Annotated in this window: 14 protein-coding genes; 2 read left to right on the top strand and 12 right to left on the bottom strand. The window is 39.7% G+C overall.

The annotated features are described in order from the left end of the window. Positions 1 to 2: 2 nt before the first annotated feature. A complete protein-coding gene (locus ZA05_RS08210; protein WP_053991216.1) occupies positions 3 to 1142 on the bottom strand; it encodes a TlpA disulfide reductase family protein in 1140 nt (379 codons plus the stop codon). Positions 1143 to 1285: 143 nt separating this feature from the next. Between ZA05_RS08210 and mnmE the strand changes: the two genes are divergently transcribed. Both mnmE and ZA05_RS08200 read left to right on the top strand, forming a co-directional pair. After that, the gene (mnmE, locus tag ZA05_RS08205; protein ID WP_053991215.1) at positions 1286 to 2674 is read left to right on the top strand and encodes a tRNA uridine-5-carboxymethylaminomethyl(34) synthesis GTPase MnmE; all 1389 of its coding nucleotides are present in this window, start codon (positions 1286 to 1288) and stop codon (positions 2672 to 2674) included. Positions 2675 to 2815: 141 nt separating this feature from the next. Continuing rightward, entirely contained in the window at positions 2816 to 3127 is a 312-nt protein-coding gene (locus tag ZA05_RS08200) for a hypothetical protein (RefSeq protein ID WP_053991214.1), read from the top strand. A 325-nt stretch (positions 3128 to 3452) separates the two neighbouring features. Here ZA05_RS08200 and eutB read toward each other — a convergent pair whose 3' ends face one another. From eutB to ZA05_RS08145, 11 genes are all read right to left on the bottom strand, one after another. Continuing rightward, positions 3453 to 5771 carry an ethanolamine ammonia-lyase subunit EutB gene (gene eutB, locus ZA05_RS08195; RefSeq protein WP_053991213.1) on the bottom strand — a complete coding sequence of 773 codons (2319 nt, stop codon included), beginning with the start codon at positions 5769 to 5771 and terminating at the stop codon, positions 3453 to 3455. Between the two features lie 67 nt (positions 5772 to 5838). Continuing rightward, positions 5839 to 6312 (bottom strand): hypothetical protein, encoded by a 474-nt coding sequence (locus ZA05_RS08190; protein WP_053991212.1) that lies wholly within the window; start codon positions 6310 to 6312, stop codon positions 5839 to 5841. A gap of 71 nt (positions 6313 to 6383) precedes the next feature. Further along, the gene (locus tag ZA05_RS08185; protein WP_053991211.1) at positions 6384 to 9098 is read right to left on the bottom strand and encodes a phosphoenolpyruvate carboxylase; all 2715 of its coding nucleotides are present in this window, start codon (positions 9096 to 9098) and stop codon (positions 6384 to 6386) included. A gap of 266 nt (positions 9099 to 9364) precedes the next feature. Continuing rightward, on the bottom strand, positions 9365 to 10546 hold the full coding sequence (locus ZA05_RS08180; protein WP_053991210.1) for a TlpA disulfide reductase family protein: 1182 nt from the start codon (positions 10544 to 10546) through the stop codon (positions 9365 to 9367). Positions 10547 to 10676: 130 nt separating this feature from the next. After that, on the bottom strand, positions 10677 to 11696 hold the full coding sequence (locus ZA05_RS08175) for a TQO small subunit DoxD (RefSeq protein ID WP_053991209.1): 1020 nt from the start codon (positions 11694 to 11696) through the stop codon (positions 10677 to 10679). Positions 11697 to 11706: 10 nt separating this feature from the next. After that, positions 11707 to 12129: a DsrE family protein gene (locus ZA05_RS08170; RefSeq protein WP_053991208.1), complete on the bottom strand. Its 423-nt coding sequence runs from the start codon at positions 12127 to 12129 to the stop codon at positions 11707 to 11709. Positions 12130 to 12303: 174 nt separating this feature from the next. Next, entirely contained in the window at positions 12304 to 12690 is a 387-nt protein-coding gene (locus ZA05_RS08165) for a hypothetical protein (protein ID WP_053991207.1), read from the bottom strand. A gap of 165 nt (positions 12691 to 12855) precedes the next feature. Continuing rightward, positions 12856 to 15012, bottom strand: a complete 2157-nt coding sequence (locus ZA05_RS08160) for a S46 family peptidase (RefSeq protein WP_053991206.1) — start codon at positions 15010 to 15012, stop codon at positions 12856 to 12858. 254 nt (positions 15013 to 15266) lie between these two features. Next, entirely contained in the window at positions 15267 to 16313 is a 1047-nt protein-coding gene (locus ZA05_RS08155) for a PepSY domain-containing protein (protein WP_082333720.1), read from the bottom strand. A gap of 97 nt (positions 16314 to 16410) precedes the next feature. Continuing rightward, the gene (locus ZA05_RS18540) at positions 16411 to 18762 is read right to left on the bottom strand and encodes a TonB-dependent receptor (RefSeq protein WP_082333719.1); all 2352 of its coding nucleotides are present in this window, start codon (positions 18760 to 18762) and stop codon (positions 16411 to 16413) included. A 146-nt stretch (positions 18763 to 18908) separates the two neighbouring features. Continuing rightward, positions 18909 to 20690, bottom strand: a complete 1782-nt coding sequence (locus ZA05_RS08145; RefSeq protein WP_053991288.1) for an ABC transporter ATP-binding protein — start codon at positions 20688 to 20690, stop codon at positions 18909 to 18911. Positions 20691 to 20923 lie beyond the last annotated feature (233 nt).

Below are 20923 nucleotides of genomic sequence, written 5' to 3'. Positions count from 1 at the left end.
ACTTAATCCAAAAGCTCAGCAATCTTAGCTTCCAATGCTGGACCTCTCAAATTTTTGGCAACGATAATTCCGTTTTCATCCAAAATGTAGGTTGAAGGGATCGAACGGATGTTGTACTGTTGCGCCACAGGATCCTGGAAATACTTTAGGTTAGAAACATGGTTCCAAGTTAAGTTGTCAGTTTCAATCGCTTTTAACCACCGATCTTTTTGTCCTTCTTTATCCAAAGACACTCCAATAATTTCTAAACCTTTGTCGTGATATTTTTCATAAACCTTAACCACATTAGGGTTTTCTCTACGACAAGGACCGCACCAAGATGCCCAAAAATCGATGATAGTGGCTTTACCTCTAAGGTCTTTCAAAGCAACCACATTTCCATTGGTATCTGGAGCCGAAAATTCAGGAGCCGGTTTTCCTATTTCCAAATACGCGGTTTTAGCAGCCTCTTGTTCTTTTTGTTTGATTTTTCCACCAACAACAACACCATATTCCGAGTTTTTGATGTCGGCATCCAAGGCGTTGTAAGCTTTGGTAAGTTTGGCTAAATCAATGTCTCTTCCTTGTATCAAGGATTCAATCAACAACAAAGAGAAGAATGAAGGCTCTCCTGTTTTTAGGAAATCGTATGGGTAATTTTGCATTCTGGTAGTAAGCTCAGAAAGGTCTTTTCTGGCCTTTGCAATGGCAGCGGTATCTTTAGCCTGACTGGCTTTTCTGAAATCGGAAGTGATATTTTGGCGCTCCATAGACATGGTTTTCATCGCTTCGTTGTAATCAGAAAATATTTCGTTGGAATGACTTCCGGTTACTTTGGAAGCATGTAGGCTGTCCTTGTAAACAGTAGCTTCAAAGAGGGCATTCTCCATTAAAATAGGTTTTAAACCATTTACATTATCGATGGAAAGGAACCATAATTTTGGAGAGGCAATAGAACCTTCAAATTTAAATTTACCATCCATTACCACGGCTGTGTCCTGAGCTACGGGTCTTCCGCGGTCGTCCATGGTATTTAGGTAAACCCTAATGCCATTGGTAATGCCGTCTGCGGTTCCATCAATTACATAGCCATCGTGTTTCTCTGGCGATTTACATGCCGTAATAAGTAGGGAAAGAGATAATACACTAAGTATTTTTTTCATTGTTATTTATGTTTTTGAGTTGCACAAATATAGGAAGTCTGCCTTTAGAAAGTCAACCCTTTTATGGTGAAACCCTAAAGAAATGGTGCTCAATTGGGCAGAAACAGCAATTTTGCAATACATTTGCTTAAAAATTATCCATCATGTCTCATAATGATACTATAGTGGCTTTGGCAACGCCTTCGGGCAGTGGCGCCATTGCGGTGATCCGTTTATCTGGGCCGGAGGCCATCAATATTGCCTCAGGCGTGTTTCGCTCTGTTTCTGGGAAGGAATTATCCAAACAGCGTACCCATACGGTTCACCTAGGTCATATTGTGGAGAATGAAAAAGTGGTGGATGAAGCTTTGGTGACCATTTTTAAAAATCCAAATTCCTATACGGGTGAAGATGTGATTGAAGTGTCTTGCCACGGAAGTGTCTACATTCAGCAGGAAATTATCCAATTGTTCTTGCGTCGTGGTTGTAGAATGGCCAATGCAGGAGAGTTTACCCTAAGGGCTTTTTTAAATGGTAAACTCGATTTAAGTCAAGCAGAAGCTGTAGCCGATTTGATTGCCAGTGACAATGAAGCATCGCATCAAGTAGCCATGCAGCAGATGCGTGGTGGTTTTTCTTCGGAAATTGCCAAACTGAGAGAGGAACTTTTGAATTTTGCTTCACTGATTGAACTGGAATTGGATTTTTCGGAAGAAGATGTAGAGTTTGCGGATAGAAGTCAGTTTAAGGAATTGGTGGAGCGCATTGTGTTTGTATTGAAACGACTGATAGATTCCTTTGCGGTTGGAAATGTGATCAAAAATGGGATTCCTGTGGCAATTGTAGGGGAGCCCAACGTTGGAAAGTCCACCTTATTAAATGCTTTATTGAATGAAGAACGCGCTATTGTAAGTGATATTGCGGGAACTACCAGGGATACCATTGAGGATGAAATTTCCATTGGCGGTATTGGTTTTAGGTTTATTGACACGGCAGGAATTCGCGATACGAAAGACGTGGTGGAGAGTATTGGGATTAAAAAGACCTTTGAAAAAATAGAGCAGGCTCAAGTGGTGATTTATTTGTTTGACAGTACACAATACCAAGAGCAAAGTGACAAGTTTAAGGTGGAACTTGAAAAAATTAAAAATAAATACCCACAAAAACCACTGATTATTCTAGCCAATAAGGTGGATAAAATCGATGCCGACCAACAGGCTAAAATGAGAGCTGAAATTCCTGAAATACAAATGCTGTCAGCCAAAACAGGGGAAGGTGTGGAAGACTTGACCAAAAAACTTCTCGATTTGATCAATACAGGAGCCTTACGAAATAACGAAACCATCGTTACCAATTCACGCCACTACGATGCCCTGTTAAAAGCTTTTGAGGAAATTCAAAAGGTAAAATACGGTTTGGAAACAGGCTTGTCAGGCGATTTATTGGCCATTGATATACGACAGGCCTTATATCACTTTGGAGAAATTACGGGACAAGTCACCAATGACGAATTATTGGGTAATATCTTTGCTAATTTCTGTATCGGGAAGTAATTATTAAGGTTTTTATTGGACAAATTAAAGGCTTCATCTTTTTTACAAGGTCCAATATTAAATTTTCCTTCTGCCTGTAAACTTAACATTGCCCTTTTGTTAATTCGATGTATTTTTGCGAGCCAAAATTAACTAATCGTTATGAAAACCTTAGATACAGCCCTTTTAAATTTAATTACCTCAAAGATTTGCAATTTTGAAAAATTGGATAATATTGAGTTTTTGAAAGAGGATAGCAGTGAGGATTATCAATGTTTTAAAATGTCGTATTTCACTAGCCCCAGCGGTGTTCATGTTTGTCGAGTGGAAGTTAATTTTAAAAAGGAGAAATTTTCTATTGGTGTAGAGGGTGATTCGTTTTTGGGTACTTTCAAGTTTTCAGGAGCCAATATAGATGAAAAGAGTGTTGAGGCTTGTACTTGCGAGACCGAGGAGTTTAGTTTGTTTTGCTAGTGTTCATTGTGATTTGTATTTAAATAGTTATAGGCATAACTTTTCATTGTAATAATTCTACTTCAAAATTTCTAGAGATATTCTCAAAACAAAAATAGTTGTAGGCTCTAGTTTCAACAATGTCTCCGCTTCAGAAGTATTTTGTAATTTCAAGTATTCACAAGGGCCAAAAAGGTGTCTGTAGGTAGGAAATAGCCGTGAAAATTTGTACCCCTTTTAATGTAAAAGGCCTTAACCTGCCTCCAGTTACTTCATAGCTTTAATTTTATGGTTATAGGTATAGAGATTCCATGCAAATGAAAAATTTGATGGAACCTTTGGAATATTAGCCAGTCCTATAGGTTTGAAATAATGCATTTAAAATGTTGACAGTATCGGTAATGGCCAATTTCGGTGTGAGTGCAGTATCGGAAATGCCGGAAACAACCTTGGATATATTGTGGTCTACAATGCCTTTAGTATGCCAAATGGAACTAGACGCAACTGTTAAATAGGCCGAAAAATTGTGATGACCTGAACCAGGGCGTTCCCCAATAATATGAATAATACCATGGGATTTTAATTTGTTGGTAGTGTTCCCAAATAAAAGCTCCCCACAGGCATAGCCAGCCCGTACACGTCCGTTGGTTATGACAATAGGATGTGAACTTAGATTATAATCCTGGGATTTCAGTTCTTTTGTAAGGCCTCTTAAGTAAGGATTCAAATGGCCTTCATCCATCAATGCTCTGGCATTAAGTCCGTCTGAAATGATGATTTGAATATCAGGAGCCGATTCCCAAGTATTTTTTAGGGAGTTAACTTTGTTTATGGCATCTGGGCTTAAAGCTTCACCCGATTCTGGATGGTAGATGTAATCTTTTCGGTTTTGGGAGGCGGTAGCAATCGCAATGGAAGTGGGGAGACTATGTACAAACACGGGAGACATTTCGGTCCACAAACTTACTTTGGCGTCATCATATAAATATTGCACTTGCTTCTCAAGTTCTGGATCCAAATCGGAATAGGTTTTTCCATATCCATGAGCAATTGGCACTCCTCGTTTTTCTATTCGTTCAATGGCTGCTTTCCCTTCTTCATAAATAACCGATTTTGGTCTTTGGTCATTGTTTGCTTGTCGGAATTTATAATACACCCAAATGGGGTCGCCAAAATGTTTGGTAGGATTCCCTTCTCCATCAATAATTTCCAACTTCTTAAAAAAGTCCCACATGGCGTCATTCACTTTATAGCCAAACTCTTCGCGTATTTTTATATGGTTATTAAAGGCGGTCGTTAAATAACTGAGCATGGGATCATTTTTGGTGGGAAGAGCCATTAAGTAGGCTGGATTTGCAGGCATGACCTGAGAAATACACCAGTCCAAATCCTGAAGATTCACATCCATATGCAGGGTGGAACAGATGTCTAGCCCTATGGTGAGGCCGTGAAGTTTGCCCATGACCGTATCTTCCAAACAACAGCGCACCAATTGTTCCTTGGTTCTAAATACTTCCGGACCAATAAATCCGGCTACATCATTTACATGTACCCAAGAATTGTTGTCACCCTTTAAAGCACTTATTTTTTGTTTGAGTACTCTAAGAAAGCCATATTTTCTTGATTCATGCATCACCATGTCAAAGCCTTCGGCATGGCCGTTGGTGAAATCGGCACCTTGCCCTGTTTCTGCATAAAATCCAAAATGCCCATTGCGAAGGGAGGCGTACTGTAGCATTTTATCTATGGTGACATCAAAGGTGTTGTTGGCATTCACCGTACCAGCAATGCTCTGAAACCAAATCCCTGTAGTTCCTGGATGTTGTTGTTCCACTTCGGACTGTACATCTACATGAGAAAGAACGCAGTTAGGAATGGTGGTTTCTAAACCGAAACTAGAGATAATGTCGAATAAGGACTTTTCAATAGCAGCTACAGATTTTGGATTACTGGAAACGGGGTTGGTACCCAATACTACATCTCCCACAGCATAGGACCAAGCATTAAACACCTGCCAAGAAATATCTTCGGTGTTATCGGTTGGTGAGTTTGGTTGAACTCTGGCGCCCATGTAGCCTTTACTACCAATATTGCTGTTGGGTAGCGGATTGAAAACTTTACTTCCAATAGCTATCAATTCTTCATTAGACATTAATTTTACCACACAGGCTATAGTATCACTGTTTAGGCATGGCAATATGGTTTTGATTTCAGCTTCAGTACTGTTCAATAAAAAGTCTTTGAACTGTTGTAGTGTCCAAGAAGGGAGTTCTGTATTCGACTGAAGGGAGTTGTTGATAAGTTCGGAAAGCTCATCTATGTAGACATTGTGGGAGTATAGGTCTTTTATTGTGGTGTTGCCCAGTAATACTCGGGCGTGACTTCTAGATTGCTCATTGGCTGCAGCGATGTTCAATGTTTGGTCGCCTTCTTTGAACGCATTGGCCGCTCCTAAAATCTGTTTGTAAAGTGTACTGTCAAAAGTTCCTTTAATCCTGCTGATATACCCAAAAATATCCTCACCCTTTTTGGGTTGCACAATGTTAGGGGCTTTTACGCCTGGAACCTCCATTTTAGACTCAGAGGATAGAAGGGGAGTGCCATTCAGTAACAGAAGGGAGGCTCCAGTCATACCTACTTGTTTTAAAAATTCTTGTCTGGTCATGGCGGCACGGAATTTTTAGTTGCATATCCAATATAGTCAATTTCATCATAATCTCCGAAATAGGAGGTTATTCAATTAACTTTTCACTGTATTTAAGATAATGATTGATAGCTTTTTCCCAGCCCTTCATGGTTTGTTCAAAGGCCTTGTCAAGTTCTTTAGCGATCCATTTATTTTTAGCTTCGTTAAGTCCTGTATATTCATAAGTAATGTTAGCCGTTGAACTGCCGTTGTGATTATTTTCCAGGAAAATGTATATCCTTACCACTTCTTCATTGGGGGTAATTCTAACAAATTCTACCTTGTACAGTTCTGGGTCATGCTGGGTGACGTACCAAATGGTTGGTTGCTCCCCATGATGGGGCGTAGAAAAAATGCAACCTTTTTCAACAAGGCCCGACTTGGAGAAAATCATGCTGTAATCCCAGCCTTCTATCCAGTCTTTTTCCCTAACAGGACACAATAGGGGGAATACCACGTTTGGAGGGGCATTGTTGATTTGTTGATAGGACTTTGTTACCCTAATTCCTTTAAAATCCATAGTTTTGGATTAAATGGTCCTTAAAAAATAGTCTTCTAAAATCTATAAATGAAGCATCATTCATTTTTGAATCAACCTGTGCCTTTTAGGCCTGTTGATAGGGCATTGATTAGGATTAATAGCTGCACCAAGTAATGATCGGCCTGTTTTGGATCGGTTTCACGAATGGATCTCCATTTTTTGAGATGGTCCACTTGAAGTTCGCTTAAAGACTTTAGTGCATGCTTTCGTAATTTCATATCCTCTAGTTTGGAAATTCGACGTGTCTCAATGGATTCTCCAAAGATGTTATCAATTTCTTGAAGGCAAGAATGGTAATCATCAATAATAAGGTTTGTGAGCTCTTCTTTGGTTTGCGAGTCTTTAATCAATTCAGCAAACTTTTTCATAATGTCAATATCAGAATCCATCAGATTGGATTCAATTTGGATAAGGAGATACTTCCAAAATGGCCATTCTTGTACTAATTGCTTCAGTTGTTCATAATCTTTAGGGTGTTCCTGTTGAAATTCGTCTAATGCAGCACCTAGTCCAAACCAACCACTAAGGTTGAACCTGGATTGACTCCAACTAAACACCCAAGGTATCGACCTTAGGTCGTTTAAAGTTCGCTGGCCTGTTCTGCGAGCTGGTCTGGAGCCAATTTTACTTAACTCCAAAACATCTATTGGGGTGGCATGCGAATATAGTTCCATGAATTTGGGATGATCGAGCAACTTTCGGTAATGAATTCTACTCAATTCAGCCAAAACATCCATCATTTGGTAACGTTTTGAATCCTTTGTTTTAGGAGGTGTTTTCATGGTTTGCCTTGCCGTTCCTGCTAAAAACATTTCGAGATTATAGGTGGCCGTTAACCTATTGGCAAATTGATTGGCAATGGTCTCTCCTTGAACTGTCATTTTAATATGACCGCTTAAAGATCCTGGAGGCATGCTATCTAAAAACCGATGCACTTTTCCTCCGCCACGACTAATGGTGCCTCCGCGGCCGTGGAAAAAACAGACTTTTACACCTAATAGCTTGGCTGCTTCCGTTAAATTTTCTTCGGCTTTGTAAATGTTCCAACGACTGGTTAAGATGCCTCCATCTTTGTTGCTATCGCTATAACCTAACATGACTTCTTGGGTAAAACTATCTGAAGCCTCACGCTGATGTTTAACAATTGGATGGTTTAAATAGGTGGTCAAAATTTCTGGCGCAGCATTTAAATCGTCTATGGTTTCAAAAAGAGGCACTACCATTAATCCAGCATCTTTCAGGCCAACTTCTCTCAAAAACAAATACACCAAAAGCAAGTCGCTCAAGGACCGCGTCATACTTACAATAATGGAACCAATGCCGTCCGTACCATATAGGTCTACATATTGCTTTACTTCCTGTAAGTAGCCTAAAACGTTATCTGCTTCAAGTCCACAAGAGGTGCCCGCTACCAAAAATGGACGGTTACTAGTGAGTTCGTTATTTAAAAAGTCTACACGTTTGTCTTCATCCCATTGGGCATAGTCTGAGTCTTGATAACCCGAACTCGCCAACATCTGGCTAATGGCCTTTTCGTGGTAGGCACTGTTTTGTCTAATATCCAACTTCGCCAAATGAAACCCGAAGCATTGCACCAGACGCTCAATAGGAAATAGCCACTGCTTGGCCATCTGTTTGGCTCCCAAATCGATAAGTACTTGTCTTAACTTTCGGAGTTCCAAAATCAAATCGTTTGAGGTTTTGAAATAGCCGGCTTCTCCCAAGGCATGATTGTCCTCAATGGTGTGTTCCAAACGTACCAACAGTAAGTTGACATATTGACGGAACGGCTCTGATGGGTTACGGTCCATAGCTTTTTGCCCTTCATCCCCAAACAAATTGGCGGCAGTTTCAATGTCTTTTAAAAAGTCCTTTGGAATAGGGGTGGTATAGCTTGAAATACTAAGTTCTGCGGCCAGTTCAAAAAGCTGTTCATGAATGACTTTAAGTATGGCTTTTCGATGTAACCGTAAGGTAGAGGCCGTAAATTCTGCAGTTACAAATGGATGCCCATCCCGATCGCCACCAACCCAACTGCCAAATTGGATTAAAGGAAAGTCTTCGGGCCATTCCAGTAGCTCTGAAGAATATCCAAAGGTACTCCAGGCATGCTGTAGCCGTTGGTCTGTGAGGCGTACTGCTTCAGGAAATACATTTACAAAATAATGCATAAGATTTCCCCTTTCGTCTTCAAGGCGTGGCTTTTGCAGATATATTTCACCTGTCCGCCACCAACGCTCCATTAAACTGATCATTTCCTGTTTTAACTGGGCTTGTTCGGAAGTTGACCAGTTGGGGTTTTCCCGTTTCACCAAAAGTAGGTAGAGTTCTCTGTGAATGTCCAGTACTGTTAAACGTTTAGCTTCTGTAGGGTGGGCCGTCAATACGGGCATAACGAGTATTTCTTGCAATTTCTCAGCTATTTTTTTTTCATCCAATCCTTCGGTTTTCCATTGGAGTAAGGTTTCTCCCCAGGAACCGCGGGTTGTTTCAATACCAAATTGGGTCTCGGATTCTCTTCTGTATTGGGTTGCGGCATTTTCTTCTGCTAAGTTTAAAAGCTCAAAACAGATACCAATGGCTTGAGTCATTTTTTCGTTTGAACTGTGTTTTTTTGCTGCAATTTCCAAATTGTCAAATGGCAACATATCGACTACATCCTCTTCTCCAATTGAAACAAGCATTTCTTTGAAGACGGATAATAAATATTGAAAATCAAGTTTTATCTTCTCAAATCCTTTTTGCTGAAGTACTACTTTTATCATTTTTTAGTGTTTTTAATCTATAGTATTATGATGCTAACTTATAATTGAAATGCTCAAAAGTGGATAAAAACTAAGCCTTAAAATGTTTTTGTTTGTCCGATGGATGGGGTTCCTAAATACATCGTGGTTTGATGCGTAAATATAGTGATTTTAAAGGGATTAAATTTCATTTTGGCATTAAGTTAATATGAAAGGGATTGGCTAGGCATCTTAAAATTTCTTAATTACGAACCAAATATGAAAACTATCAAATTTACTATGAAAAGCTATTCTTTTCTTATTTGACTTTTTACAAATTCCACCAAATCCTCCCCATGCAAATTTTTGGCAATCACCACACCGTTTTCATCCAAGATAAAATTGGCCGGAATGGTCTGTACGCGAATATGTTTTAAGAAATCAGCATTGTCCCCTTGTAAATCTGATACCTGTAGCCAACGGTCGGCGCCATCAAGTTCAGCAGCGGCTTTCCATGAGGCGGCATGGCTTTCCAGGGCATAGGCAACAATCTGTAAACCATCGTCGTGATAGGTGTTCCATAGTGGAGCCAAAACTTCTCGATTTTCCTTGCGGCATGGGGCACACCAAGAGGCCCAAAGATCTATAATGGTGAGTTTATTACCTAAATGTTCCCTGAGCTTAATTGTGTCCTTTGTTAAGGTAGGAAGTGTTGCGTCTGGAAATACATCGCCCACCAATACAGGCAAATTGGAGGCATCACTCATTTTACACAATTTTTGTGTCCAAACATGTTCAGCTTGTGCTTTACTCCATGTGTTGCATTGTCTTACCAAAAATTCCGGGACACGTTCATAGTCGTTTTCGGGGCTTACCCAGCGTAGGGCTACTAATGCGGGCAAAAAGTGTTGAGTGGTATCAGCAAAGTGGATCAATTCCCTTTGGTAGTTTAAGATGGCATGTTCTTTTTCCAACAATTCACTTCCGTCTTCAACCTGCCATTCTTTACCTGCTAGATAATTATTGTAAGCTTGGTATTTTATGTCTCTAAGGTTTAGGAGTGCTTTGTTGGCTTCGGAAGGATTTACCAATTGAAAGCTCTTTTGGAATGCACCCCATTGTGCGGAAATTGTAAGAGCTTCTCCGGTTTGCCATACAATGGGCATATAGTTACTGCTTTCTGGGACTTCAGTTTCTAAATAATTAGGAGCTTTTCCTGTAGGTTGCACGGCCAATTCCAGTAATATCCCTGAAGTAGATAGAGGCATATTTCGGAACTCAAAACTTCCATCATCCTTGATGGTTGCCGAATCTAACACCTTTCCAAAATAAGGGGCTGCTAGGTCTTTTAGGTTTTCTGGTTGGATAAGGTAGACTTTTGAACCTTTTTGCTCAGTTCTAGCAATTGTTCCTGAAATGTCAGCAGGCGATTGACAAGCCACTATGGTTAAGGAGGTGTATGCAAATAGGATGGAGTGTTTTAGGCTCATGAGTTGTTGGGTTTGTTTTGTACAACAAATCTAAGATTTTTGGTTTGTTGCATAGCTGTTTATAAGTGGATAAATGGAATCAAAAATCAAAACGGTTTAGCCAATCGGCCAAACCGTTCTGAATTTAGGCTTAAGGTTTTCGTAGATCATAGGTCCAAAAAGCACCGCTGATATCGGTTAGTTTTAGAGTGTATTGACCACTTGGTAAAGTTGCAAGGGCTTCATGGGGTAATTGTAACTTAGCTTTAGCTCCCAAAGGGATAAGCAAACTATGCTGACCGGGCTTTATTTTGGCAATATAATAATTGTCAATAGAGGTTTCTGGCAATGAAGCCAAGGCTTCCTGCGAGTACTCTACAACGGCATTGTTTTGTGCGTCCAACAATTCTATACCTATGAGCCATGATCCATACACATCAACACCCTCGGTTCTAAATACGTCAAAAGATACGGTATCGCTATCCAGTGTACCATTGCTAATTTCTAGTTTGGGTTTTACGGATTTATTGTGCAAAGATCCCCATAAGCCTCCATGGAATACTTGATTGGTCATTAAGGTAATCCCTAAAATGCAGAGAGAACCTATCAACACAAATTTTGGAAACAGACGGTCCTTAATAGGTAAAACACCAGAGCCTAACCAAGTAAACCATGATTTTTTGGTGAGAGAGAAGTTTCGTTTCCTTAAATAGTTGTCCAACGAATATTGACCGCTTCCAGTAAGGAATAGCACAAAGCCAGCCGCAATGCCAAGTACACCAATTTGCCATTCGTCCAAGCAGGTAGTGCCTATCCAACCAGATCCCAAAAGAATCCCCATAGCCAAACCAAAGACTCCAATACTCATGAGCCGGGTGAACAGTCCCAGTAAAATAAACAAGCCTACAATGCCTTCAATGATGGTGAAAATGACCATGTTTAGCCAAAGCACATCAGGGTTTTCAAGCAAATATTGAATAATGGGTTTGATGCCTAGGGCATGGGGTAAAAAGTGATTGAATTTCTCACCGATATAACCAGCTACTACAGGGTCTAGTTTATCCGCTAAAATGGTGCGCCTCCAAAAGGCCGAAAAATAGGTCCAACCTACGACTAATCTCAGTGCTAGGGACAAAAGTCCTGGGTCATTTTTTATTTGGGTGTTTTGCATGTTGTGGGCCTTAAATGGTGAGCGTATTAAATCCTTGTTTGGTAAGTTGAAATCCGTATAGAATGCCGTTTTCAACCACTGTTATGTTTTTTGGTAACTGTTTCTTGTTTACATTGAATTTTTTCATGGAAATACCACAAATAAAAACTTTGACATTCTGGGATTTGGCCTTCTTCAAAAGTTTTTCAAATTCCGTGTTGTTTGGAATGTCACTCACTGTTTTTCCGCAGAGGATTACGTAAAAATCACCATAGGTTTTGCCATCTTCCTTTTCAAGATCATTGGCTGTTATTAGTACGGGATTGAGTTGTTGGATGTTTTTTGAAAGGATTAAATAATTGTTCTTTTCAGGGTCGAAATCCTGTGCAAATAAGCTGTTGCTGCCTATTGACAAGAGGCATATAAAGGCGATATAAAAAAGTTTATGTTTCATGACTTTCTAAGTTTTGATTGTATTAAAAAGGGGAATGCCCACAGTTGGGATTCCTGTTGTGTTCAATATATCCTAAGAGGACGCCTGCAGTGTATGCGAGCCATTGTTATAGGGTATAAAGAGACATCGTACCAAAGAATTTCCTTGGTAGCCTAAATTAAAAACGAAGAGAACTTAGAGGTAGTTCTTAAAATTACGGTACAGAATATAGAGTGGAACTGAAGTTCCCAAAGGGGCTTTGGTTTCTGAAGAAACGAAGGCTTTGTTGTCTGTTTCCGGAACCCAAAGCGTTGGGGAAAAAGATGCCATTCCAGCGTTAGCCAATCTATCCTTAGCAGTCTTTTCTTTGGAAGACGACAGTATCGTTTTGGCAATCTCAAAGTCACTGCAAGTACTTTTACTAAGAGTAGATTTACTCTTATTGGAAGCTTCTGTGGTGGTTATGCCAAATTCGGTTTGAATATAATTGCGAACCTTGCACGGAGATAGCAACAGCAAAAGCATAAGCCCTAAAATAGGGACGATATAGCTTATTGATTTGATGTTGCTTTTGTTTTCCATGTGTCAAAACTAACAAAAGAAAATAAACCAAAGGCTGTGGTACTTCTTAATAAATGTTAAAGTAGTGGAGATCTATGAAAATGAAAGTTGTGTATATCATAAAAAAAACCGAGAGCATGTGCTCTCGGTTTTTTTTATGAATGTTTGCTATTTCAACGAAGTAATCTAGCTTTGGTTGTCGGTAGCTATGATAGTTAACTCATCGATGATGTTTGATGCATTGGAGTAGGTGTCTATTAACCAAAGCAGGTATCTAACATCTACATTGATGGTACGTTGCAAATCTTTGTCAAAAATAACATCACCGGCCATTGCCTCAATGTTGCCATCAAAGGCCAAACCAATTAACTCTCCCTTACCATTAAGTACTGGTGATCCAGAATTACCGCCAGTAATATCATTGTCTGTTAAGAAATTTATAGGAAGTTGCCCTTGGCTGTTGGCGTATCTCCCGTAATTTTTCTTTTCGAACATCTCAAGCATCTTTGCAGGCAAATCAAACTCTTCATCATTAGGCTTGTATTTGTTTACCATACCTTCTAAGGTAGTGTAATTGTTGATGCTGGCATCGTTTCTTGAATCTTTTGGCAAAGCTCTTACTTTTCCATAGGTTAAACGAAGTGTTGAGTTGGCATCTGGATAACTGATCTTGCTCAAACCAGATTTGCGCAAACCATCAACTAGCAATCTGAAAGATGCTTGGTAGTCGTTTAAAGGCTGAACAAGATGCTCTGGTTGCTCTCTATACTTGGTCAATAGGGCTTCAGAAAGAATATAGAGTGGGTCGTTTGCCAATAATTCGGCATTAGGGTAATCCAAGAAGGCCAATGCTCCTTCTTTGGTAGTAAACATACTTAGTTGGAAACAAGCATTGACATAGGTGTCTAGGTTGTCCTCAGCCTTTACATCGGCAATGACTTCTGGCAATTGGTAATTGGATTTTGAAGCATACAATTTGAGTTGCTCTGCCAATATTTCCTTTTCAAGTGGTAAATAGTGGTCCTTGTACAAAGCTTCAATATAGGCTTTGATTTTTGGAGACAATTCTGCACGTTTGGCCTCATTTGATGAGATGTAGGTTTCAAAAATCTGACCTATTCTATATGGTAAATTAGAAAATGTACTGGAGCGTAGAATAACCCTTAGGTAGTTGTCGTGTTTCGCCTTGTCATTCGTTAAACTGTAATAGTTATTGATATTCGAAACAACATTTCCATAGGTGTCTTTGTTTGCAGATTTGTTGGCCCATTTGTTGAACTTGCTTTCGGTTTTACGCTTGGTTTCGGCAGTTTTATGAGCCGTTAGGGCGTCAATCATTCCTTGACGGTTTTTCCAATAATTCGCAATAACGGCATATTTGGAGGCGTACATTAAGTTGATGGACTCGTCTTGGTCCATATACTTTTTCATGACATCCATGCTTAATTTAGAGCCTTCCACCCAAGCAGGGTAAGCGTAATTAACGTTTTGCTCGATCCCTTCGGCCGGCATCCAACGGTTGGTTCTTCCCGGATAGCCCAAAATCATGGCGAAATCATTTTCTTCCACACCATCAATATTCACTGGTAAATGATGTTTGGCCTTTAAAGGAACATTGTTGGTTGAATACTCTGCAGGCTGTCCGTTGGCATCTCCATAGACTCTGAAAAGAGAGAAGTCTGCTGTGTGGCGTGGCCATTCCCAGTTATCGGTGTCACCACCATATTTTCCTAGACTTTTTGGAGGCGTTCCAACCAATCTTACGTCGGTATAATCTTCATATACAAAATAGTAATACTCATTTCCTTGAAAGAAGGAACGTACAGACACTTTGTATTTACCATTCTCGCTATTTTCCTGTTCAATTTTTGCAATCTCTTGATTGATGATGGCTTCACGCTCTATTTCTGTCATTGAAGCATTTACTTTAGACAAAATACGTTCAGACACATCGTCCATTCTCACAAAGAATCTTACATATAGTTGTTCAGGTTTCAACTCGTCGTTTAAAGACTTGGCCCAAAACCCATTTTTAAGGTGGTTTTGCTCTGCTGAAGATAGTTCGGCAATAGCATCATAACCACAGTGGTGATTGGTAAGTAAAAGCCCGTTTTCTGAAATAATACTGGCCGTACATCCTCCATTGAACTGGACAATGGCATCCTTTAAGCTTTGGTTATTAATGCTGTATATTTCCTCAGGTGTTAGTTGAAGCCCCATTTTTTGCATATCTCGGTGGTTAAGCCTTTCGATATGCATCAAAAACCACATGCCTTCATTGGCAAATATGGAGACTGGAAATGAAATCCAAAAAACAAGAATTAGCAGATTAATTTTCTTCATTTTTATTTTGTATTTAGTTTAATATTAAGTGCATTCAAGACAAAGGTTTGCTTTTGAGCTCCAGGCGCCTGTGAACAAGGCGCAAAAATAGGGTTAATATTTTGATTCTGGCCGTACTTTGTGTAATCATTAACGCTTGGCAGATTGATGTTTGTAAAGCGGTTTTTAAGTGCAATTCAACTCATTCAAAGTATTCGAAATTTTTCCCATAGTTTAATACGTTGTGGTTAAAATACTGAATCCGTTTACGTGGCTCATTTTTTTGATTTTTTGCGTTTCTGCTTCCAAATGATAAATCCGGTGACGGATAGAAAAGGCCCTGAAATACCGATAAAACAGTACAGTATTTTTATAAGCAAGCCTCCAAATTGTCCAAAGTGTAAAGGAGATACCATACTGTCCAAACGGGTGAGGAGTGTGGCTTCCGATACTTTGGTAACTGAAGAAATTTCTCCGGTATTACTGTCTATAAGGATCTTGTTGAAATATTTGCTGTAATAAAACGGATCGGAATCAAATGTACCGTTCACAGTGATTGGCGCTTCTTTTGTTTTAGGTAAACGCAAATACGAAGGAGTGAAATCAGTGTAGTTATCCGTGATGGTTTTTAAACTCTCTTCAACAGAAATAGTAATTTGTGGGGGTTCTGGAAGTTTAGGCGTCTGTAATGCCGATCTAGACACCTTAAAGGCCAAAACGGTTCCTGTAATCACCAATACTAAATTTAACAACAAAGCCCAAACGCCTACATATCTGTGTAAAGCTGAATAGAAATTACGACTGCGGGAGCGTTTTATCTTCACTTTAAACAGCAAGGTTTTAAGTAAAACTTTACGGTATAAGATAAGCCCTGTGATTAAGGAAAGAAAAAAGAGAACCCCGATAATAAATACCAAAATTCGGCCATATACTCCAGCATGAAAGGTATAGTGCAATTTCAAAATCCATTTGGCAACGGTGCTGTTGGCATCAATGTTGGCAATGATGGTTCCTGTTTCTGGATGTACAAATACAAAACGTCTGGCATTAGGCAATCGCAAATTAAATAGAATGGATTCCCCTGGTTGAAAATGAACAATTCTGGTTTCCCATTCTGGAAATTGGCCTTGCACGGTATGAATGGCCTGATCCAAATTTAGTGTGCTTTCAGAGCTAACCTCAGCTCTATAGGCTCTAAAAGTAATATCATCTATGTCTTCATTAAAGGCCAAAATTGCACCGGTAAGTCCTATTACCAATAGAAAAAGTCCAGAGATCAACCCTAGATACGAATGATATTTTAAAAGGCGTCTGTTATTCACGTTTCAATTAAAGTGCAAACATTGGGATAAAATGGCTCATAACAAAAAAACATCCTGCAAATATATTACAGGATGTTTTAATGAGATAGGGAGTGGTTTAAAGTTTCACGGTAAGTGATACATTAAAACGGGCTCCGTTGGCTTTTATATAATCGTTATTACGTGCTGCAAATTGTGACAATAGGTTATAGTAATCTTCATTAAGAAGGTTTTCAATTCCTAAACCAATAGTTGTAGATGGCGACATCTGGTAGCTAGTGCTTAGGTTGACTAGGTTGAAACTGGAGATAGGCCCTTGTCCGTATGAATAATCACCATTTTCGTTAGCCTCGAAGTGATCTCTGCTTCCTGAGTAGATGTAAGAGATTCTGGCATTAAAGGCATTACTTAAGTTATACCCTAAATATAGCACGCCTTTCACAGGAGGAATACGGTCACTGTTCATGTAAGTGTCGTAGTTGTCGTTGTTTTCTACATCCAATTTACCTTCAGTATAGGAGAAGGATCCTCCCAAGTTGAAATGCAGGGATAACTTGGTGTCGGCAGCTACTTCAAATCCATAAACGCGTTCTGGCTGGCGGGCAATTTCGAAGATACCGCTTGGTAATTCAGTATAAGTGGCTCCAAATTTTGAAGTACTGATAAAATATGCACCGCTAAAATTGGTTTGTCCAATACGGCTGTTGAATCCAATTTCGTAGTTGTTGGCAATCACCGCATCCGAATTGATTTGGCTTACCGTACTTTCTGTAGCCGAACGCAACGTACGTCCTAAATCGGCAATAGAGAAACTTTGCGAGAAGCTCACAAATGGTTTGAATACCGACCATTTGTTGTAACGTAATCCCGCGTTAAAAGTCGTGGCATTATAATCCAAATCGCCACCATCAACAGCAACACCACCACTACTAGGCGTTGTCGCTCCGGCTGCGTATCGGGTTAGGGTTACGTAATCAGGAATGTGGATTCCAATGTTCTCAAAACGGATACCTGCTTTAAATACAAAGTTCTTGTAAAGTGTTTTCAACTGTGCATAAGGTGCAATGTTAGTCATGTCGGTTTCTGGAACCCATGGTCTGCCGTCTATTAATTCTTGAGCAGTCACATCGTTCAACACGTCCAATCCGTATAAAACGTTTCCAGATACCTCACCAAATTGGTAAGTAGTATTGAAATTGAAACGCGCTCCCATTTTGGTAGAGATGATAGACGATTGTCCACCGTCAAACCCTAAATTAGGATCGTAGAAACTTGTTGTATATCCGTAAACAGTTCTAAAATCCTGAGCATACAAGTTCAGTTTAAAATCGGTGTTTTTAAAGATATTTGTGAAATCGTAGGTCAGCTGCGCATTGTGGTTGTATCGGTTTCCTTGGTCTACAGCCAAATCTTCTCCCAATACACCAATAGAAGGGGTAACACCGTATTCACCAACCTGTGCCACATAGTCCGAATTTTGGTTGCTGCTGAAGTAGTTGTACATCAATTCTACCTTGTGGTTGTTTGCAATTTGATAGTTCAATTTTCCAAACAAACTGTATTGGTCAGTTTCTCCAATTCCGTAATACGGAGAAATAACTTCCCCGTCCGCATCGCGGAATACACCTGTTTGTCTGAAGGTTCCGTTGACTACATAGCCCAATTTATCCAAATTTCCAGAGAAAGTTTGGGAGATGTTGGCGCCTACAGTTTTTTCAATGGTTTTTAAGGCTCCAGTGCTTCCAATCATGGTAGTGCTTTCAAAAGCCTTGGCAGCATCTGTTTTCTTAGTAATATAGTTGACAATACCACCATCGGCACCGTTTCCATAAATAGCGGTAGCACCTTTAATCACCTCAATGCGTTCAATAGTATTAGGGTCTATGGTATTGATATCTCTACTTCCGTTACGTAATGGCGTAGATTGAGGAATTCCGTCAATCAAGATTAACATTTTTCTACCTCTCAAGGTTTGCCCTGTATTACTGGTTAGATTGGTGCTTAGGGAAATTCCCGGAATTTCCAACAATACGTCAGCAATATTGGTACTGGTTTGTTGGTAGCTTTCAATTTGTTTGGAAGAAAGCACAGAAACAGAAGATGGTACTTCATCCAAAGTTTCGCGAACTCGGTTCGAAGTAATCACCACTTCGTTCAAGGCTTCTAAATCGGTTTGTAAGGTGAAGTTGATCTCTAAGCTTTCGTTGGCTTTTAAGTCAATTTGCTGAGCTGCCTTAAAGTAGCCTACTGCTGAAAATACAAGCGTATATTGGCCTGCTTCAAGCTGCTCCAAACGGTAGCTTCCTTGGTCATTGGCCATGGTGCCTTGAGAGGTTCCTTTTAAGCTTATGGTAGCATAAGGTACAGGTTGGTTGTTTTCATCGGAAATGGTTCCGTAAATGGAAGCGTTTTGGGCATACAGGCCGAAAACACTCAAAAAAAACATACAAAAAAGTAGATGTTTCATCATTGTATTTATTTAGACTTATTATAAATGACTGCAAAAATAGGATATTATTCAGTCTAAAAAGCATAAAAATGTGACTTTGTAATTGGAATTTATTAGTTAGGTAAAAGTGAAAGACTTATAAATGGAAATAGAAAACAGGGATTGGGCTACTCATTCAACGTATCCGAAATTTTCTCTAGGTTTAAACTGTTGGCAGCGGCCTGAAAGATCTCGTAATAGGTGGATTGATTTTTGTACAGTTCGTCGTGTGTGCCTTGTTCAATAACACGACCATGGTCTAGAACTATCACATTTTCGGCATCGATAATCTGCGAAATGCTATGGGAAATAATTATTACTGTACGCCCTTGTTTAATGGCATCGAGACTTTTCTTTATTTGCTCTGTGGCTACCGCATCCAGACTGGCGGTAGGTTCGTCTAAAAAGATAATAGGCGGATTTTTTAAAAACAGACGGGCTATGGAAATACGTTGTTGCTGCCCTCCAGACAGCAATTTGGCTTTGGAGGCATACCCATTGGGCAAAGCCATAATGTCGTTATGGATATAGGCCTTTTTTGCGGCAAGTTCTATGTCCTCTTGTGTAGCTGCTTCGTCCCCATACCTAATGTTTTCGGAGATGCTGCCGTTAAAAATATGGTTTTTCTGAAGCACCAAACCTATATGTTGGCGTAGCCATTCGGTATTGTATTCCTGTAAGTCCACATTGTCCAGAGTGATGCTTCCGGTAGTTGGTTGGTAAAATTTATCCAGCAGGTTCACCACCGTACTTTTTCCAGCACCGCTTAATCCCACCAAAGCTGTAATTTTATTGGCGGGAATCTCCATAGAAACATCATGCAATGCTTTGGTGCCGTTGGGATATTTAAAATCGACGTGGCTCAATTTGATGTTGCCAAGAATGCTGTCGGGTATATAATTACCAGAGGTTTCCTGTTCGTCGTCGGCGTCAAGAATATTAAAAAAGGCTTCAGAATAAATTAAGGCATCGTTCACTTCGTCATAAATCATATGCAGTCTGCGTATGGGGGCGGAGACGTTGTTGAACAACATGATATGAAACATGATCATCCCAATGCTCATAGTGCCGTTAAGCACAAAGTAGGCCGTTAGAATAATAATGAGCACGACTCCAAATTGTTCCAAAAAGGTTTTTAAACTGTCAAACAGAAACCCAATTTGATGGGTTTTCATTTGGTTCTCGGTAATATCGTATTGGATCTTTTCGTGTTTGTCTGCCTCCAAATTTTCTCTGGTAAATGATTTAATCACCGAAATAGAGTCAATAATACTAATAATGACATTGCTTTTGGTTTCGCGATAATGTCGCATTCGCCGTCTAAAACCACTCAGTTTATGCGCCTGAACCACACTCACCCAATAATAAATGGGGATGATGGCCAAGCTCACCATGCCTATCCAAAAATTGGCAGTAAACATAGCAATCAAGGCAATGAGGGCATTGGCAAATAAGGGGAGGATGTCGATAAAGAAATTTCTAACCAATCGTGTCAAACTGCTAATGCCAAGATCTATTCTAGCCTGCAATTTTCCACTTTCATTTTCCGAAGAGGTATAAAATGCCATTCGATAGGAGAGGATGCGCTCTACCACGGTTTGGGAAAAATCACGTGAAATATAAATACGGAGTTTTTCACCAAAAAATTTCTGTCCGTATTGTACGGCGGCATAAATCAATTCTTTGCCCAATAAAATGGCGCTGATGAGAAATAGTAGGTTCATGCCCTTTTTTAAGGGCTCGTGCTGCTCCACCAAAATTGTGATTTCATCTACGGTATAGCGCAAAATATAGGCGTTTACCTGAGCCATCACCGAACCTATCAAAGTAAGAATCAAAGTTGCCAATACCAATAAGCGATAAGGTTTTACAAATGCCCAAATCTCCCGGAAAAGCTCGGAGATACTCATGGTTTCTGGCTTTTCTATGTGCATTTGTGGCTGCGGCATGTTTTAATTGAAGGTCTGGTTTTAAGATAGTTGAAAGATACTAAATAAAAGAATGTCAATTGGTTATAGGGGTTGATTCATTTGTTTAGCAGTTTAATAAGTTCTCTTAGGGGACTGCCAGAATAAATCCAATTAAAGAACAATGTGCTTAATTATGGATAGATGTCATATTATAAGTGAAGTTCACTTCTTAT

It is taken from the genome of Mangrovimonas sp. TPBH4 (assembly GCF_001280505.1).
Classification (GTDB): Bacteria; Bacteroidota; Bacteroidia; order Flavobacteriales; family Flavobacteriaceae; genus Mangrovimonas_A.
This window is presented reverse-complemented; position numbering and strand designations above follow the sequence as displayed.

Excerpts from the sequence above, each read along its gene's own strand:
- ZA05_RS08170 (WP_053991208.1), bottom strand. The coding sequence starts at position 12,129 with ATGAAACATAAACTTTTTTATATCGCCTTTATATGCCTCTTGTCAATA.
- ZA05_RS08180 (WP_053991210.1), bottom strand. The coding sequence starts at position 10,546 with ATGAGCCTAAAACACTCCATCCTATTTGCATACACCTCCTTAACCATA.
- ZA05_RS08145 (WP_053991288.1), bottom strand. The coding sequence starts at position 20,690 with ATGAGTATCTCCGAGCTTTTCCGGGAGATTTGGGCATTTGTAAAACCT.
- ZA05_RS08175 (WP_053991209.1), bottom strand. The coding sequence starts at position 11,696 with ATGCAAAACACCCAAATAAAAAATGACCCAGGACTTTTGTCCCTAGCA.
- ZA05_RS08160 (WP_053991206.1), bottom strand. The coding sequence starts at position 15,012 with ATGAAGAAAATTAATCTGCTAATTCTTGTTTTTTGGATTTCATTTCCA.
- ZA05_RS08185 (WP_053991211.1), bottom strand. The coding sequence starts at position 9,098 with ATGATAAAAGTAGTACTTCAGCAAAAAGGATTTGAGAAGATAAAACTT.
- eutB (WP_053991213.1), bottom strand. The coding sequence starts at position 5,771 with ATGACCAGACAAGAATTTTTAAAACAAGTAGGTATGACTGGAGCCTCC.
- ZA05_RS08190 (WP_053991212.1), bottom strand. The coding sequence starts at position 6,312 with ATGGATTTTAAAGGAATTAGGGTAACAAAGTCCTATCAACAAATCAAC.
- ZA05_RS18540 (WP_082333719.1), bottom strand. The coding sequence starts at position 18,762 with ATGATGAAACATCTACTTTTTTGTATGTTTTTTTTGAGTGTTTTCGGC.
- ZA05_RS08200 (WP_053991214.1), top strand. The coding sequence starts at position 2,816 with ATGAAAACCTTAGATACAGCCCTTTTAAATTTAATTACCTCAAAGATT.
- ZA05_RS08210 (WP_053991216.1), bottom strand. The coding sequence starts at position 1,142 with ATGAAAAAAATACTTAGTGTATTATCTCTTTCCCTACTTATTACGGCA.
- ZA05_RS08165 (WP_053991207.1), bottom strand. The coding sequence starts at position 12,690 with ATGGAAAACAAAAGCAACATCAAATCAATAAGCTATATCGTCCCTATT.
- mnmE (WP_053991215.1), top strand. The coding sequence starts at position 1,286 with ATGTCTCATAATGATACTATAGTGGCTTTGGCAACGCCTTCGGGCAGT.